This is a genomic window from Asticcacaulis sp. MM231 (assembly GCF_964186625.1).
Lineage (GTDB): Bacteria > Pseudomonadota > Alphaproteobacteria > Caulobacterales > Caulobacteraceae > Asticcacaulis.
The window spans coordinates 521,029-537,389 of sequence record NZ_OZ075108.1 but is presented as its reverse complement, the minus strand read 5'-3'; the positions used below and the strand labels follow the sequence as shown (position 1 = coordinate 537,389).

The following is a 16,361-nucleotide window of genomic DNA, read 5'->3' as shown; positions in this document are numbered from 1 at the left end:
CAGATTTCCACCTTACAGGAATCTCGATGCTGGCCGATCAGCTCTCTCACCTACCGGACACGAAACGCCGCGAGCTTGAGCGCGTGGTCAAGGTGCTGTTTGATGAGTTCGAGGACGTCACTAAAACCAAGCTGTCGGACAAGAGGAAACTCGGCCGCATCCTGAAAGTGATCCTGTTCGGCTCCTATGCGCGGGGAGATTGGGTCGAAGATCGGCTCTCCGGCTATCGATCCGACTACGATCTGCTGATCGTGGTCAACAGCCACCAGTTCACCGATCTGCACGAATATTGGGCCAAGGCGGATGAGCATTTCATCCGCGAGGTGACGGTCACCCAGAATATCAAAACGCCGGTCAACTTCATCATTCACGATCTGGCCGATGTAAACGACCAGCTTGCCAAGGGCCGCCCGTTTTTCACTGACATCGCCCGTGACGGCATCATGCTTTACGAAGCGCCTGGGCATCCGCTGATCAAGCCAAAGCCCCTCACCCCGGCAGAGATCAGGACAGAGGCTCAAGCCAACTTCGATCAATGGCTCCCAGGCGCCGAATCCTTCATCGCATCGGCAGGGTTCCTAAACGAACGAGGCGATCTAAAAAAAGCGACGTTCCTCCTGCATCAGGCCACGGAGTCGCTTTATCACTGCCTTTTGCTGGTACTGACGCTGTATTCGCCAAAGAGCCACCGCATCAATATGTTGCGGTCCCAAGCGGAGGCCCTGGACGACCGCCTAAAGGCCATTTGGCCCAGCGACACCAAACTACACCGGCAGGCCTTTGATCGCCTCCGCAGGGCGTATGTAGAGGCCCGCTATTCGGCAGAATATTCAGTCTCAACAGATGAGCTGGAATGGCTTAACGAGCGGATCATCATTCTGCGCGATACAGTGGAAACGGTCTGCCAGGAGCGCCTTGGCTCCTAAACCGGTTTGGCTCCCAAATGGCGCCATGCGGGTGTCGAAGGGAGCCATCCAAACGATGTGCAGACAAGGGTTTGCGGATGGAATGGAGCCATTGCTTTAATCTTGCCTTCCTTTTTTTTCAGACCGATTACGCGTAAATTTCTGTCGGTTTGCGCCCGAAGGAGCGGCAATTGAAGACCGTCGCTAAATACACAAGGCGGACGCTTGCCGTTGGTGCGTAACCAGTCGCTCAAGCTTAACTTGATCTCGACCATGGGAGTGGTATCAATAGGCATGGGGTTATGGGATACTATTTTAGGGAGACGGCGGCACACAGCATCAATAGCAGTGCCCTATACCCCCTATACCCAGATGTTCGATCGGGAGGTCGGCGCTAAAGATCTTGATGGTGCGATCGGTCCCCTATCGCATGCGGCGAAACTCGCACTTGAAGAAGCTTGGGTTCATTTTGAAACTGGCCTTGCTGGATGGAAAACACGCACACAAATCGCCGCTCTAGACCGTACAGCCGTCATACGGTCGCATGTCCCTGTTAATATCCTTGAAGATTGCTGTTTTAGTCTCTTGATTGATCAGTCTGGGTCTATGCGCGGGCAAAACATGTTGCTCGCCGCTGCGGCCGCAGATTGTATTCAGGACTTCGTGCGCAATCTCGGATGCACGGTAGAGGTTCTCGGTTTCACCACTACCACGTGGAAGGGAGGCTTATCACGCCGGAAATGGTTCCGGCATGGTCGTGCCCCAACACCAGGCAGGCTTTGTGATTTGCTCCACATTATCTACATGGATGCTAACAGCCCTGGAAAAGGCACTGGCTCGTGGGCCTTCCGGCCCATGCTGCGCCCTGACCTGCCAAAGGAAAACGTAGATGGTGAAGCCGTTCAATGGGCGACTGACAGACTGAAGCGGCTGAAGCAAAACCGGAAATTTTTAATTATCATTTCAGACGGTGCCCCGGTCGACGACTCCACGCTGATGGAGAATGATCTGGACTATCTATCCCGGCACCTGCGGTCTGTTGTAGGCGAAATCGAGGCCAAAGGTGAAATACGACTATCGGCCATTGGGATCGGTCACGATGTCACCTCTTACTATAGCGATGGTCTGGTCGTTCACAGCCCAGATGAGTTGGGGAGCGCACTCATTGGAAAAGTGGCAGATCTGGTGATTTCGGCAGCAGACCCAGGTTGAGGGAGGCAACAATGCAGCGGGATTGGCAAAACAACGCACCTAGAAGGAAGCACTTTTTCATTTACGAACTCAGGGGCACCGCTTGCCCAGTTCAACCCAGCGGCCACCCCACCGTACAATTTTAGAAGTGACTGCCATGCCGATTGCGAAGAGCTCACAGCTCGGCTCAGCGCCCTTTACGGTCATTCAGCCGATACCGAAAAATTCCAGATGCGGAAGCTTCTCCCGGTTCATTCGACCGGTTTCGAAGCAAATTGGAGCTCGATGCCAGGTCGTCTACAACACCCTTGGGGCCCTAGCCAATACTAACTTCACAGTTGCCGAAGGAAGCGTTACGCCGAGGTCGAGCCAGTGAATGACATTGTAGTACCTGTACTCATTGGCCTCTGAGTAAGAGCGATGAATTTCCTTAACTCGCCTGCGCGGCAACGCCTCCTCTCTCCAGCGCACCGAGCGCTAGATATCTTATCTCGACGTCCGAATCTTCGATCAATAACTTTGCTAAGTCGATAGTTTGGGCCACAACCGGCCGACTTCACCATCCGCTGTTGTTCACAATTTTCCGCCTGTGTCTTTTTGATTCAAGTGGTAGCTATGCGGTAGCTGGAGGTGGGTTTCGGACGCAGAAAAGCCGCCTTGTGAGGCGGCTATCTATTTGATATTGTTGTTATAAAGACTGGTTGCGGGGGCCAGATTTGAACTGACGACCTTCAGGTTATGAGCCTAAGCGGCCTCAAAGAGTGATGCGTAAGATATTTGAACGAACTGGTCTTAACCCATTACGAAACAAATTCTTGAGATGGGATCACTTTAAATTGAACGGTAGCTCCATCCGCATTTGGCCACTATTGGCCACCTAAGTCCGCCACTTGATATTTGACGTATATTAGACGGGTTGCCACATAAGTGAGCTAAGTCATTGAAATATGGCGCACCCAAGAGGATTCGAACCTCTGACCTCTGCCTTCGGAGGGCAGCGCTCTATCCAGCTGAGCTATGGGTGCCTGTGGCCAGATCAAGCTACCTAAGCTAAAGCGCAGCCGCACTCAACCGCAAAAATCGCCTTATCCTGTTTTGTGCCGCGAACTGTCGCGCAACACCAGTTCCGGCGTAACGACCAGCCCCTCGTGCTCCTGCATACCGCCCTCATCGAGCGCGGCAACCAGCAGTTCCAGTCCGCGCCGACCCAGATCGAAGATACCCACCCGCAGCGTGGTCAGGGGCGGCGAGGTGAAACGCGCGATCGGGATATCATCAAAACCGACCAGCGCCACGTCCTGCGGCACCTTCACGCCGGCTTCGCTGAGGGCCAGCAGGCAGCCGACCGCCATCATGTCGTTGGCCACGAAGATACCGTCGGGCAATGGCCCCGATGCCAGGAAGGCCTTGGCGCCGCGATAGCCGGACTCTTCGGTGAAATCCCCCTCGAACACCGCCGGCGAGGGCTGGCTAACCGCCGACAAAAAGCCGCGCTTACGCTCCTCGGCTTCGAAATTTTGAGACGGACCGGAGATATGCGCCAGGCGCTTGCAGCCTTGCTCCAACAGGTGCTTGACCGCCGTGACGCCACCACCGAAATTATCGACGCTGATCGAGCCCTGCCCGCTGCCGATGCGGCTGGCGATGGTCACTACCGGCAGGCTGAGCGGCAAGATAGCCACCAGATCATGCGATTCCACGAAGGGTGACATGACCAGCAGGCCATCGACACGACCGCCCATGGCACGCATTATCAGCACGGCCTCATCGGGATTGCCGTGCGATCCGGAGACCAACAGGTGCAGACCGCGCGCCCGCGCCGCCACATCGACGCCGCGGATAATCTCGGCAAAAAACTCGCCATAGATATCGGGGAGCAGCACACCGATCGTATTGGTGCGCGAAGTGACCAAAGACCGGGCACCGCCATGCGGCACATAGCGCAGGCGACCGGCGGCTTCAAGCACGCGCAGCTTTACCGCTTCGGCGACATTATCGAGGCCATTGATGGCGCGCGACGCCGAGGCGATCGACACATTGGCTTCACGCGCAACATCTTTAAGAGTGGCCCCTGCCATATGCTCTCCTTTGTTGAATCAGGTGTAGGGCGTTGAAGACGAAGTGTAAAGTTACTCTCCGGGTTTCAGCATGAAACCCGGCAAGACCAAACCGCCCGAGCTTTTGCGAGGAGCTAAGCGGAAAATGTTAAAACGGAAAAGCTGTCACGCCCTTGATCCATTCGTCGATCTGCAGCGCCTTGACCGCCGGCGGGGCGGCGCGTTCGCGGCAATTGGGCCGTTCGCACAGGCGGCACATCGGTCCGGTCTCGACCGCATTGGGCTGAGCCAGGTTCAGGCCGCGCGCATAGATCAGCTTTTCGGCATATTTCAACTCGCAGCCCAGACCGATCGCCTGTTGCGAAAAGGCGCCGTCGGCATAGGCGCTCATATTCCGATCCAGCGTGCGCGCCAGGGTGAAATAACGCAGCTTGTCGGGCGTTTCGATGACCTGGGTGATGATGCGGCCCGGCGTCTGGAAGGCCTGATGGATATTCCACCGCGGACAGGCGCCGCCATATCTGGAAAACGGGAAGTGTCCTGCGGCGAAGCGCTTGGACACATTGCCGGCGGAATCGATCCGCATCAGGAAGAAGGGCACGCCGCGACTGCCGGGTCGTGACAAGGTGGTCAGGCGCTGGGCCGCCTGCTCGTAAGACACCTGATAGGGCGCGCGCAACAACTCGATATCATAGGCATTGCTTTCCGCCTCATGCAGAAAGCGGCCGTAGGGCATCAGGGTGGCGGCGGCCAGGTAGTTCAGCAGGGCGATCTTGTAGAGCCGTGAGGTGGCGAGATCGGGCGCTTTCGCTTTCTCGGTCAGGGCATTGATCTCGGCTGCGTATTCGCTAAGCGCCAGTTGGTAGAGCAGCGCGAAACGCCGTGATGATGGCCCCAGCGTTTCGGAGATCATCAGCCGGCGGCGATGCGGATCGTAACGGCGCTGATACATCATCATGACCTGCGCCGGCATGAAGCGGATTTCGATGCCGTACTGGTCCTTGAGCCACCTTTGCGCCGCCTCTTCCAGGGAGTGCGGATCGCCGCCGAGGGTGGCGAAAAGCTGCTCACCCAGTTCGTCGAGTTCGGGGAAGAAGTTGTGATGGCTCTGGATCTGGTCACGCACCCAGTCGGTCGGCGATTGTTCGGTCTCTTCCGGAGTTGCCACCAGAGCGTCGCGTTTCCGGCGTTCGGTATAGGCACGATAGAGCCGCGTTACCGCTTCAGCGGCCATCGGCGAAGAGGCCACCAGTTCGGAGATTTCACGGCGCGGCAGGTGCAGATCCTTGAAAAGCGGATCGGCGAAGATTTCGACCAGATCGGCCTCCCCTGCCGGCTCTGAATCATCCGTAAAGGTGCGCAGATCAAGATCATAGGTAGCGGCCAGCTTGAGCAGCACCTGCGCCGTCACCGGGCGCTGGTTGCGCTCAAGGTGATTGAGATAGGAGGCCGAAACGCCGAGATCGGTCGCCATCTGCGTCTGGGTCAGGCTGAGATCATAGCGCAGCCGCTTGAGACGTCCGCCAAGGAAGAGTTTGCGATCGAGTTCGGCCATGACGCCCTCCAGACGCAAGTATTGTCATAAATTTACAAGATTTACAATGTCACAATTTTCCAAATGACTCCATTTTGGCTGCAGAAACCCTATATTTCCTTAACTTTTAAGCGCTTCATGTCTTCACACACAACAGCGGCACGCCGCAGATGATGAGACACATTATGACAGAAGCGCCCATACCCGCACCTTTTGCCAGCCCGTTCGATATGGCCACGCTCTATGCCGCAGCCTTCGGACTGTTCGCGCCGGGCCTGCTCATGGCCGCCCGCCGCCAAACGACCGCATCCACACAGCAACCCTCACAAGGACAATCGACATGACTATGTCTAAGACAACCTTCCATGATTTGGTTCCCTCCGCTCCACAAGGCCGCTTTGACGGCATCACCCGCCCCTATTCTGCCGAAGACGTCCTGCGTCTGCGCGGCTCCTTCCCCATCCAGCACACACTCGCCGAACGCGGCGCCAACAAGCTGTGGGATCTGCTGCACAGCGAACCCTTCATCAACAGCTTAGGCGCCATGACAGGCAATCAAGCCATGCAGATGGTTCGCGCCGGCCTGAAGGCCATCTACCTCTCCGGCTGGCAGGTCGCGGCGGATAGCAACACCGCCTCGTCCATGTATCCCGACCAATCGCTCTATCCGGCCAATGCCGCGCCCGAACTGTGCAAGCGCATCAACAAGACCCTGCAACGCGCCGACCAGATCGAGCATTCCGAAGGCGGCGCCAAGCGAGACTGGTTTGCGCCGATTGTCGCCGATGCCGAGGCCGGTTTCGGCGGGCCGCTCAACTGCTTCGAGATCATGAAGGCCTTTATCGAAGCGGGCGCTGCCGGCGTCCATTTCGAGGATCAACTGGCCTCGGAGAAAAAGTGCGGCCATCTGGGCGGCAAGGTCCTGATCCCGACCCAGGCCCACGAACGCGCCCTGACCTCAGCCCGCCTCGCCGCCGACGTCATGGGCGTGCCGACCCTCGTCGTTGCCCGCACCGATGCAGAAAGCGCGCAACTGATCACCTCGGATATCGATGAGCGCGACCATCCCTTCATCGAGCGTGAAAACCGCACGCCCGAGGGGTTTTATCGCCTGAAGCCCTGCACCGGCCTTGACCACTGCATTGCCCGCGGCCTGGCCTATGCCAGCGTGGCCGACCTGCTGTGGTGGGAAACCTCGCACCCCGATCTGGAGGATGCCCGCAAGTTTGCGGAAGCCGTCCACAAGGTCCACCCCGGCAAGCTGCTGGCCTATAACTGCTCGCCGTCCTTCAACTGGAAGGCCAAGCTCGATGACGCCACCATCGCCCGATATCAGCGCGAACTCGGCGCCATGGGCTACAAGTTCCAGTTCGTCACCCTGGCCGGTTTCCACTCGCTGAACAACTCCATGTTCGAACTGGCCGATGGTTACCGCGATCGCGGCATGGCGGCCTATTCGGAACTGCAACAGCGCGAATTCGCCAATGAAGCGGCCGGCTACACCGCCACCCGTCACCAGCGCGAGGTCGGCACCGGTTACTTCGACAAGGTGGCCATGACCATCAGCAACGGTCAGTCCTCCACCACGGCCATGAACTCATCCACCGAGACGGCGCAGTTTACCTCAGTCGCCGCTGAATAGGAGACATGAAATTGGAAACCCTCAATCGCCCGCAAGCCATCATCGAGTTCTGCCTGGCGCCCCTGCACCTCAACCCGCAAACCGAGGCCGCGCAGGAGGTCTATCGCCGGCTCGAACACGTCATCAAAACCTACCAGTCGAAAATTCCGCAACCGGTGTCGGTCGATTTCTCGAACATGCCGCCGATCGTGATCAATGAAGCGGCCCACGGCTACGAATAAATCCTGTCACCATCCTGATCTCCGGCCATGCGCCCTCTTCAAACCTGCGAAGAGGGCGTCCCTATGTTTTTACCGCTCTGCTATGCCCTTGCTGCAAGGTTTTATGTTTTGAGCAAAAGTGCAAATTGCGCACCGCCGCAATTTGCTTTAAGGCGCTCACAGGCCGCGCAGGCTCGCCGCAACAGCAGCGGCGCACGCTTGTGCTTGCCAAATTCAATCGAATAAGTTCAATTGAATTTGGAACGTTTGTAATTTGTCCCCAAAGGCTTTGCGCATCATGAGCGACATCATCCCTCCCCCCGAAGTCATCTATGTCGACGCCCACAAGGTCGCCTGTAACGGCGGTGGCGGCGCGCTCGGTCATCCGCTGACCTATTACGATCTCGGCGAAGATGGTACGGCTGAATGCGGCTATTGCGACCGCAAGTTTGTCCATAAGGACCACGCGCATGACTATGTTGATCCGGCGCCGCGTCCGGAAGGCGACCACTAAATATGCGTTTTCTGCACACCATGGTGCGGGTGCATGACCTCGACGCCGCGCTGACCTTCTGGTGTCAGGGCTTAGGCCTGATCGAGACCCGTCGGATGGAGTTCAGGCGGGCAGGTTTACGCTGGTCTATCTGGCCGCAAAGCTCGACGAAGACCATGCCAATGCTTTCAAGGCGCCCGAACTGGAACTGACCTGGAATTGGCCGGATGCCGACAGCAAGGCTGAGGTCTATACCAGCGGCCGCAATTTCGGCCACGTCGCCTATGAGGTCGACGACATCTATGCCGCCTGTCAGCACCTCGCCGACATGGGCGTGGTGATCAACCGTCCGCCGCGCGACGGCCACATGGCCTTTGTGCGCTCGCCGGACGGCATTTCGGTTGAACTGCTGCAAAAGAATGGATCGCTGGCGCCGGCGGAACCGTGGGTTTCGATGGCCAATACCGGAAGCTGGTAATCAGCCGAAGACGTTGGACCTCTCAACGCACAGCACATGCGTAGTCGCCAGGCGCACCAGATGCGTCAGGGCGAAATCCGGATCGATCTCGCCCGTCGCGGCCAGAGCCAGGGTATCAGCCAAGCGGTTCTCCATACCTGGGCCATTCAGGTGGCACAGGTCAGGGCGACAAAAGTGCACAAGATCAGCGACCGCCTTGGGGCCATCAACACGCTGGTCGAGAAACGCCTCCAGCACGTGGCTGACAGCGATGCGCAGGCGGGTTGGATCGGTTTCTTTCATCATGGACATGGGGGAACTCCGGTTTTTATACTGCCATGTTCATAGCCGAAAAAGCGCTTTGCTGCGCTGCGGCATAACGTCATCCAACCCGAACGGGATCAGCCCAAAACCGACAGGTGATCCGCATCCACGGTCTTCGCCGTCGCCAGCCGGATCAGATGTGTCAGGGCGCTATCGGTGCTGACCTCTCCGACCGTGACCATGGCCAGGGTCTTAGCCAGATAGCTATCCAGGCCTTCACCGTCATGACCGACAAAGTCAGGATGGCACAGCTTTAAGAGGTCAGCGACCGCGTCAGGCGGTTCGATATCCCCGCGTTGGAAGAGTTCGAGAATGCGGCTGATATTAATCCGCAAGGCTGTGTGATCGGCATCCTTAAGCATAGACATGAGGCAACTCCATTTCCTTATTAAGATTATGGGTATTATGCACGAAACCGCCAACGCTGCACTGCGGCATATTGCCCAAAAGCAACACCCGTCCGATAAGCTTAACGCTGCGTTACCTATCACGGACTTGTTGATTGCCTTTACCGCCATAACGGCGTTTCGTAAGGTGTAAGGCCGCCGCAAAAGACGGCCCAGACAGCCGCAGGGTTGCGACGTCCGCACATAGTCCATTTGAGGTGCTGACATGACCAAGGCCGCTATCGCCGCCGATCACCGCTCATCCTTTTTAGACGCCGCCAAAGCCTTTGCGCTCCTGCCGGTGGGGCTGGCGCTCGTCATCTATCTCGCCTGCCGTGAACGATGGTGACTTAATTTGGCCCGCAGCTTTGATTTGGTATAGGGATCATATGGCCTTATGAAAGGCCAACGTCGATTCCCAGCCGAACAGAGCCTTGAATGTCCGAAGCCACACCCGAAAAGCAAAAACGCCTCGTCCTGATCGATGGCTCCGGCTATATTTTCCGTGCCTATCATGGCCTGCCGCCCCTGACGCGCAAGTCGGACGGCCTGCCGATCGGCGCCGTCAGCGGCTTCTGCAACATGCTGTTCAAGCTGATCAAGGAAAACCGCGGCGACGACGCGCCGTCGCATTTGGCGGTCATTTTTGACGCCGGCTCGAAGACCTTCCGCAACGAACTTTATGATCAGTACAAGGCCCACCGTCCGCCGGCGCCGGAAGACCTGATCCCGCAATTCCCGCTGATCCGTGAGGCCACGCGCGCCTTCGGCCTGCCCGCCGTCGAGATGGAGAATTTCGAGGCCGACGACCTGATCTGCACCTACACTCACCTGGCCAAGAAGGACGGCTTCAAGGTCACTATCATCTCGTCCGACAAGGACCTGATGCAACTGGTCAATGATGATGTCAGCCTGATGGACCCTGTCAAGGGAACGCTGGTCGGCCGCGAAGGCGTGATCGAGAAGTTCGGTGTGCCCCCCGAACTGGTGGTCGATGCGCAGGCCCTGATCGGGGATTCCGCCGATAATGTGCCGGGCGCCCCCGGCATCGGGGTCAAGACCGCCGCGCAACTGCTGCTCGAATACGGCAATCTCGATAATGTGCTGGCGCGTGCCTCCGAGATCAAGCAGGAGAAGCGCCGCCAGACCCTGATCGACTTCAGGGAGCAGATTCTTCTGTCGCGCCAACTGGTGACCCTGCGTTGCGAACTCGCCTACGCCGGTCGATATCGATACCTTTATCCTCAAAGAACCCGAGCAGGATGTGCTGGCGGCTTTTCTGGCGCTGATGGAGTTCAATACGCTGGCCAAGCGCGTCGGTGGCAATAGCTTAAGCCTGCTGCAGGCTTCGTCAGCGCTCGACAAGCTCCCCACCGCGCCCATCCTGCGTCCGCTCTACGGCGCCCCGAAAAAGGGCCCTGCCGAGGCTGCCATCCAGCCGGTGCACCGCGAAACCTACGAATGCGTCCAGACGATGGAAGCGTTAGAGACGTGGATCGCCTGCGCCTATGAAGCCCGCGTCATCGCCATCGACACTGAGACCGATGATCTCTCGGCCTCCCATTCCGGACTAGTCGGCATTTCGCTGGCGGTCGGTGTCAATCAGGCATGCTATATTCCGCTGGCGCATACCTCCAGTGAGGGTTTTGATTTTGGTGATGGGGGCGGTCTCCAGCAGATCGACTTCCAGACAGCTATCGCCGCACTCAAGCTCCTGTTTGAAGATCCGAACATCCTGAAGGTCGGGCAAAACATCAAATACGATCTGTCGGTCCTGCACCGCCACGGCATTGATGTCACGCCTTACGACGACACCATGCTGATCTCCTATGTGCTCGAAGGCGGCGTGCACGGTCACGGCATGGACGAACTTTCCGAACTGCACCTTGGCCATACGCCGATCACCTTCAAGCAGGTGGCGGGCTCTGGTAAGCAGGCGAAGTCGTTCAAATATGTCGGCTTGAAAGAGGCGACCGAATACGCCGCCGAGGACGCCGACGTCACCTTGCGCCTATGGCACATTCTCAAACCGCGCCTCGCCCAGCAAGGCCTGCTGACCGTCTATGAGACTCTGGAACGCCAGATGCCTGCCACACTCTCCGAAATGGAGCTGGCCGGCATCCGTATCGATCCGGCCATTCTGCAAAGCCTGTCTCACGATTTCGGCACCCGCATGAACGCCATCGAGCAGGAGGCACAGGCGCTGGTGGGGCGGCCGTTCAACATGAACAGCCCCCAGCAACTCGGTGCGATTTTCTATGACGAAATGCAGCTTCCCGGCGGCAAGCGCACGGCGTCCGGCCAATGGGCCACGGACGTCAAGGTGCTGGAAGAACTGGCGGAAAGCGGTCAACCGCTCGCCAGGATGCTGCTCGATTACCGCCAGATGGCCAAGCTGAAAGGCACCTATACCGACGCGCTCGTGGGGTATGCCGACAAGACGACTCAGCGCATCCATACCAGCTTCCACCTGGCGGCTACGCCGACAGGACGCCTGTCGTCTAATGAGCCGAACCTGCAAAACATCCCGATCCGTAACGCCGAAGGCCGCAAGATTTGCCAGGCCTTTATCGCCAAACCGGGCCACAAGCTGATCAGCGCGGACTACAGCCAGATCGAACTGCGCATCCTGGCCCATATTGGTGACATTCCGCAGCTAAAACAGGCCTTTGCGCGCGGCGATGATATCCACGCCATGACCGCCTCGGAAATGTTCGGCGTGCCGATGGAGGAGATGACCTCGGAAATCCGCCGTCGCGCCAAGGCGATCAATTTCGGCATTATCTATGGCATTTCCGGTTTCGGACTGGCCAACCAGCTCGGTATCGAACGCGGCGAGGCTGGCCGTTATATAGAGACCTATTTCGACCGTTTCCCCGGCATCAAGGCCTATATGGACGTGACCAAAGCCTTCGTGAACGCCAACGGGTTCGTCACCACCCTGATGGGCCGCAAGATCCATATCCCCGAAATCAACGGCAAGGGCGCCATCAAGGCCTTCGCCGAGCGCGCCGCCATCAATGCGCCGATTCAGGGCACCGCCGCCGATGTTATTCGCCGCGCCATGATGCGGATGCCGAAGACGCTGCTGGATGCCGGATTCGCCACCAAAATGCTGCTACAGGTCCATGACGAACTGATCTTCGAAGCGCCGGACGCCGAGGTCGAGGCCGTGATGCCGCTGATTAAGGACATCATGTCGAACGCCTGCCGGCCGGCCTATGAGATCAGCGTGCCTCTGGTTGTCGAAGCCCACGCAGCGCTCAACTGGGACGAGGCCCATTAAGGTTTTTGTCATAAAAGTGTAACAAAACAATTGGATGCAGAGCGTCTACAATTAAGACCCCATTTACCGTATCAATGTTATCCGATCAGGGTCGAAACGGAATGCGTACAGACCGAGCCGTTCCACCGCAGTCACGCAGACTGCCGGAAGCGACATGATCCGTTTAAAAGGTCCGGGAAAATTGCCGATGTTCAGTCATATGACGATCCGCCTGCGCGTGGTTGCCGCCTTCGCCCTGGTGCTTTGTGCCACGATAGCGCTTGGCCTCTTTGCCATTCAGCGCCTGAGCGCGGTCAATGCCGCCGCCAAGGATGTCGCCACCAACTGGCTGCCCTCCGCCAATGTGCTGGGTGACATATCACAGGATTTCGAGCAACTCCGCGCCCGCCAAGGCCAATACATGCTCGCCCCCGTAGAAAAAAAGGTCGCACTGGCAGGTAAAATCGCCGATTCGGAAAAGCAATTAAACGCCGGCATCACCCTCTATAAGCCACTTGTCGCCCCTGGCAAAGAAGAGGAGATGGCTGCCGCGCTGGATAAGCATGTCAGCGACTATATCGGCAGTAGCAAAGCCCTTTTGGAGAAAACCGATGCCGGCGATATGGCCGGCGCCGTCGATCTCTATTTCGGCGACATGCAGAATAGCGCCGATCAGGCACGCAAGGCCATCCGCGCCGACCGCAAATTCCAGCTTGAACAGGGCGATGTTGCCGCTGACAAAGGCACGAAGCTGGGTGAATCGGCCATCACCCTCATCATGATCGCCCTGGGCGCGACCGCTGCCGCCTGCTTCGTCATTGGCTTCGCCATGATCCGCGGCATCTCCCTGCCGATCAGCCGTATGTCAGGCGTTATGCAGAAACTTGCCGATGGCGACACAGCCGTCGTCATACCCAATGTCGGCGAACGCAGCGAAATCGGCGATATGGCCAAGACGGTCGAGGTCTTCAAGGATAACCTGATCCGCACGCGTGCCCTCGAAGAAGAAACCCGTCAGGCCCGCGCCGATGCCGAGGTTCAGCGCAAGAAGACCATGTACGATCTCGCCGACCAGTTTGAGAACGCCGTCGGCGGCATTGTCGAGATGGTGTCCTCAGCCGCTACAGAAATGCAGGCCACGGCGCAGCAACTGACCTCGTCGGCGCATGAATCGGCCGCCCAGGCCACCTCGGTTTCCGCCGCCGCCGAAGAAGCCGGCACCAATGTCACCTCAGTCGCCGGTTCGGCCGAAGAACTGGGCGCCTCGGTGCAGGAAATCGGCCGTCAGGTCGAGCACTCGTCGATCAAGGCACGTGAAGCCGTCCGTGAGGCCGACGCCACCGCCGCCATCGTGCAGGAACTGTCCGAAGCCGCCGACCGCATCAACGGCATTGTCGATATGATCACCGGCATCGCCTCGCAGACCAACCTTTTGGCGCTCAACGCCACTATCGAATCGGCCCGCGCCGGGGAAGCCGGCAAGGGCTTCGCCGTCGTCGCCTCGGAGGTGAAGGCCCTGGCTGGCCAGACCAGCCGCGCCACAGCCGAGATCAGCCAGCACATCGGCAGTATTCAATCGACCACCCGCCGCGCCGTCGAGGCCATCAGCAACATCACCGGCACGATCCGCGACATCAACGAACTCGTCATCGACCATCGCTGCCGCCGTCGAGCAGCAGGGCTCGGCCACCAATGAGATCGTCCAGGCCGTCAACCAGGCGTCGATGGGCACACAGGAGGTGACGTCAAACATCACCGGCGTGGCCCGCATGGCCGAGGAAACCGGCGCCGGCGCCGCCCAGGTGCTGTCGGCCTCCGGCGAACTGGCCCATCAGGCCGCCAATCTGCGCAACCAGATCAACGCCTTCCTCGCGCACGTGAGAGCAGCGTAAAAGTAATCTGCCGACATATCTAAAGGGCGCGGCGATTGATCATCGTTGCGCCTACTCTGTCCTTTGACGCAAAATTTCAACCCATAGTCTATAATTAATACGTTCTTCACCATAACACGCCATTTTGTGAACTTAGTGTCAAAGTGGTCTGCGTATCAAGAACCGAACCGATCCGTCGCAGCAACGCAGGCTGCCGGGTATGACCCGTTTTTTTGTGTCGGCTCAGGGATATGCCTATGTTCAAGAATATGACGATCCGCGCGCGCGTTATCGCCGCCTTCGCGCTGGTGCTTTGCGCCACCATCGGTCTCGGTCTGTTTTCCATCATCCGCCTAAGCGCGGTTAATGCCGCCGCTGGCGATGTCGCAGCCAACTGGCTGCCCTCCGCGAATGTGGTTGGCGATATTTCGCAGGATTTTGAACAGATGCGGCTGCGCCAGATGCAGGTCGCCACCATGACCGGTGCGGAAAAAGAAGAGGCTCTTGGTAAAGCGGCGCAGTCTAAAAAAATCATGGCGAAAAATGTCGCGGCCTACACTCCACTAATCAGCGGCCCTGACGAACGCGTCCTGGCTGATGACATGTTAAAAGCAATCAGCACATATGACAGCATGACCGATACGTTCATGTCGATGGTCAGCTCAGGCGATACAGTGGGCGCAACAGCCTATTTCATGGGGCCGTTTCAGGATTATGCGCAAGTTGTTCGTAAGAGCATTCGCGCCAACCGAAAATTCCAGCTTGAAAAGGGCACAATGGCGGCTGAAGCCGGCGTTGCCCTCGGCAAGACCGCCATCACCCTCATCATGATCGCCCTGGGCGCGACCGCTGCCGCCTGCTTCGTCATTGGCTTCGCCATGATCCGCGGCATCTCCCTGCCGATCAGCCGTATGTCAGGCGTTATGCAGAAACTTGCCGATGGCGACACAGCCGTCGTCATACCCAATGTCGGCGAACGCAGCGAAATCGGCGATATGGCCAAGACGGTCGAGGTCTTCAAGGATAACCTGATCCGCACGCGTGCCCTCGAAGAAGAAACCCGTCAGGCCCGCGCCGATGCCGAGGTTCAGCGCAAGAAGACCATGTACGATCTCGCCGACCAGTTTGAGAACGCCGTCGGCGGCATTGTCGAGATGGTGTCCTCAGCCGCTACAGAAATGCAGGCCACGGCGCAGCAACTGACCTCGTCGGCGCATGAATTGGCCGCCCAGGCCACCTCGGTTTCCGCCGCCGCCGAAGAAGCCGGCACCAATGTCACCTCAGTCGCCGGTTCGGCCGAAGAACTGGGCGCCTCGGTGCAGGAAATCGGCCGTCAGGTCGAGCACTCGTCGATCAAGGCACGTGAAGCCGTCCGTGAGGCCGACGCCACCGCCGCCATCGTGCAGGAACTGTCCGAAGCCGCCGACCGCATCAACGGCATTGTCGATATGATCACCGGCATCGCCTCGCAGACCAACCTTTTGGCGCTCAACGCCACTATCGAATTGGCCCGCGCCGGGGAAGCCGGCAAGGGCTTCGCCGTCGTCGCCTCGGAGGTGAAGGCCCTGGCTGGCCAGACCAGCCGCGCCACAGCCGAGATCAGCCAGCACATCGGCAGTATTCAATCGACCACCCGCCGCGCCGTCGAGGCCATCAGCAACATCACCGGCACGATCCGCGACATCAACAACTCGTCATCGACCATCGCTGCCGCCGTCGAGCAGCAGGGCTCGGCCACCAATGAGATCGTCCAGGCCGTCAACCAGGCGTCGATGGGCACACAGGAGGTGACGTCAAACATCACCGGCGTGGCCCGCATGGCCGAGGAAACCGGCGCCGGCGCCGCCCAGGTGCTGTCGGCCTCCGGCGAACTGGCCCATCAGGCCGCCAATCTGCGCAACCAGATCAACGCCTTCCTCGCGCATGTGAGAGCAGCCTGACGGCTGCCCTCACGCATTTTCATTGCCCTAACGCTTCGCTGCTTGAGGGCTAGGCGAGCAGCCTAAAACCTCACTTGCAAAACCTAAAGAGGGCGC

General features: G+C 58.5%; 15 protein-coding genes, 1 tRNA gene and 2 pseudogenes. 12 read left to right on the top strand and 6 right to left on the bottom strand.

Going from position 1 to position 16,361, the window contains the following annotated elements; translation table 11 throughout:
• The first annotated feature begins 26 nt into the window (after window positions 1-26).
• Window positions 27-926, top strand: a complete 900-nt coding sequence (locus tag ABQ278_RS02580) for a nucleotidyltransferase and HEPN domain-containing protein (RefSeq protein ID WP_349321066.1) — start codon at window positions 27-29, stop codon at window positions 924-926.
• Here the strand turns inward: ABQ278_RS02580 and ABQ278_RS02575 are convergent.
• Complete coding sequence (locus ABQ278_RS02575) at window positions 923-1,180, bottom strand: hypothetical protein (RefSeq protein WP_349321065.1); 258 nt, start codon at window positions 1,178-1,180, stop codon at window positions 923-925. The genes ABQ278_RS02580 and ABQ278_RS02575 overlap by 4 nt on opposite strands.
• A 73-nt stretch (window positions 1,181-1,253) precedes the next feature.
• On the opposite strand from ABQ278_RS02575, the gene ABQ278_RS02570 reads away from it, so the two are divergent.
• Window positions 1,254-2,117: a cobaltochelatase CobT-related protein gene (locus tag ABQ278_RS02570; protein ID WP_349321064.1), complete on the top strand. Its 864-nt coding sequence runs from the start codon at window positions 1,254-1,256 to the stop codon at window positions 2,115-2,117.
• Between the two features lie 927 nt (window positions 2,118-3,044).
• On the opposite strand, the gene ABQ278_RS02565 is transcribed toward ABQ278_RS02570, so the two are convergent.
• From ABQ278_RS02565 to ABQ278_RS02555, 3 genes are all read right to left on the bottom strand, one after another.
• Window positions 3,045-3,121 (bottom strand) — tRNA-Arg (locus ABQ278_RS02565).
• Window positions 3,122-3,181: 60 nt separating this feature from the next.
• Window positions 3,182-4,174 (bottom strand): LacI family DNA-binding transcriptional regulator, encoded by a 993-nt coding sequence (locus tag ABQ278_RS02560; protein WP_349321063.1) that lies wholly within the window; start codon window positions 4,172-4,174, stop codon window positions 3,182-3,184.
• 127 nt (window positions 4,175-4,301) lie between these two features.
• On the bottom strand, window positions 4,302-5,708 hold the full coding sequence (locus tag ABQ278_RS02555) for a short-chain fatty acyl-CoA regulator family protein (RefSeq protein WP_349321062.1): 1,407 nt from the start codon (window positions 5,706-5,708) through the stop codon (window positions 4,302-4,304).
• 164 nt (window positions 5,709-5,872) lie between these two features.
• Between ABQ278_RS02555 and ABQ278_RS02550 the strand changes: the two genes are divergently transcribed.
• The 5 genes and pseudogenes from ABQ278_RS02550 (at window position 5,873) to ABQ278_RS02530 (ending at window position 8,500) form a co-directional block, all read left to right on the top strand.
• The gene (locus ABQ278_RS02550; RefSeq protein WP_349321061.1) at window positions 5,873-6,031 is read left to right on the top strand and encodes a hypothetical protein; all 159 of its coding nucleotides are present in this window, start codon (window positions 5,873-5,875) and stop codon (window positions 6,029-6,031) included.
• Complete coding sequence (gene aceA, locus ABQ278_RS02545) at window positions 6,028-7,329, top strand: isocitrate lyase (protein ID WP_349321060.1); 1,302 nt, start codon at window positions 6,028-6,030, stop codon at window positions 7,327-7,329. Before ABQ278_RS02550 ends, aceA begins: the two co-directional genes overlap by 4 nt.
• Before the next feature lie 11 nt (window positions 7,330-7,340).
• Window positions 7,341-7,550: a hypothetical protein gene (locus ABQ278_RS02540; protein WP_349322202.1), complete on the top strand. Its 210-nt coding sequence runs from the start codon at window positions 7,341-7,343 to the stop codon at window positions 7,548-7,550.
• A 277-nt stretch (window positions 7,551-7,827) separates the two neighbouring features.
• Window positions 7,828-8,043, top strand: a complete 216-nt coding sequence (locus tag ABQ278_RS02535) for a zinc-finger domain-containing protein (protein WP_018082494.1) — start codon at window positions 7,828-7,830, stop codon at window positions 8,041-8,043.
• 2 nt (window positions 8,044-8,045) lie between these two features.
• A pseudogene (locus ABQ278_RS02530) lies at window positions 8,046-8,500 on the top strand (VOC family protein).
• On the opposite strand, the gene ABQ278_RS02525 reads toward ABQ278_RS02530, so the two are convergent.
• Window positions 8,501-8,791, bottom strand: coding sequence for a hypothetical protein (locus ABQ278_RS02525; RefSeq protein WP_349321059.1), 291 nt, complete (start codon window positions 8,789-8,791; stop codon window positions 8,501-8,503).
• A gap of 89 nt (window positions 8,792-8,880) precedes the next feature.
• Window positions 8,881-9,171 carry a hypothetical protein gene (locus ABQ278_RS02520; protein WP_349321058.1) on the bottom strand — a complete coding sequence of 97 codons (291 nt, stop codon included), beginning with the start codon at window positions 9,169-9,171 and terminating at the stop codon, window positions 8,881-8,883.
• A gap of 244 nt (window positions 9,172-9,415) precedes the next feature.
• Here ABQ278_RS02520 and ABQ278_RS02515 point away from each other — a divergent pair, with 244 nt between their 5' ends.
• The 5 genes and pseudogenes from ABQ278_RS02515 (at window position 9,416) to ABQ278_RS02495 (ending at window position 16,265) form a co-directional block, all read left to right on the top strand.
• The gene (locus ABQ278_RS02515) at window positions 9,416-9,538 is read left to right on the top strand and encodes a hypothetical protein (RefSeq protein ID WP_018082490.1); all 123 of its coding nucleotides are present in this window, start codon (window positions 9,416-9,418) and stop codon (window positions 9,536-9,538) included.
• Between the two features lie 89 nt (window positions 9,539-9,627).
• Window positions 9,628-12,475 (top strand): annotated as a pseudogene (gene polA / locus ABQ278_RS02510) (DNA polymerase I).
• A 154-nt stretch (window positions 12,476-12,629) separates the two neighbouring features.
• Window positions 12,630-14,150: a methyl-accepting chemotaxis protein gene (locus ABQ278_RS02505; protein ID WP_349321057.1), complete on the top strand. Its 1,521-nt coding sequence runs from the start codon at window positions 12,630-12,632 to the stop codon at window positions 14,148-14,150.
• 28 nt (window positions 14,151-14,178) lie between these two features.
• Window positions 14,179-14,346 (top strand): hypothetical protein, encoded by a 168-nt coding sequence (locus ABQ278_RS02500; protein WP_349321056.1) that lies wholly within the window; start codon window positions 14,179-14,181, stop codon window positions 14,344-14,346.
• Between the two features lie 236 nt (window positions 14,347-14,582).
• On the top strand, window positions 14,583-16,265 hold the full coding sequence (locus ABQ278_RS02495; RefSeq protein ID WP_349321055.1) for a methyl-accepting chemotaxis protein: 1,683 nt from the start codon (window positions 14,583-14,585) through the stop codon (window positions 16,263-16,265).
• The last annotated feature ends 96 nt before the right edge of the window (window positions 16,266-16,361 follow it).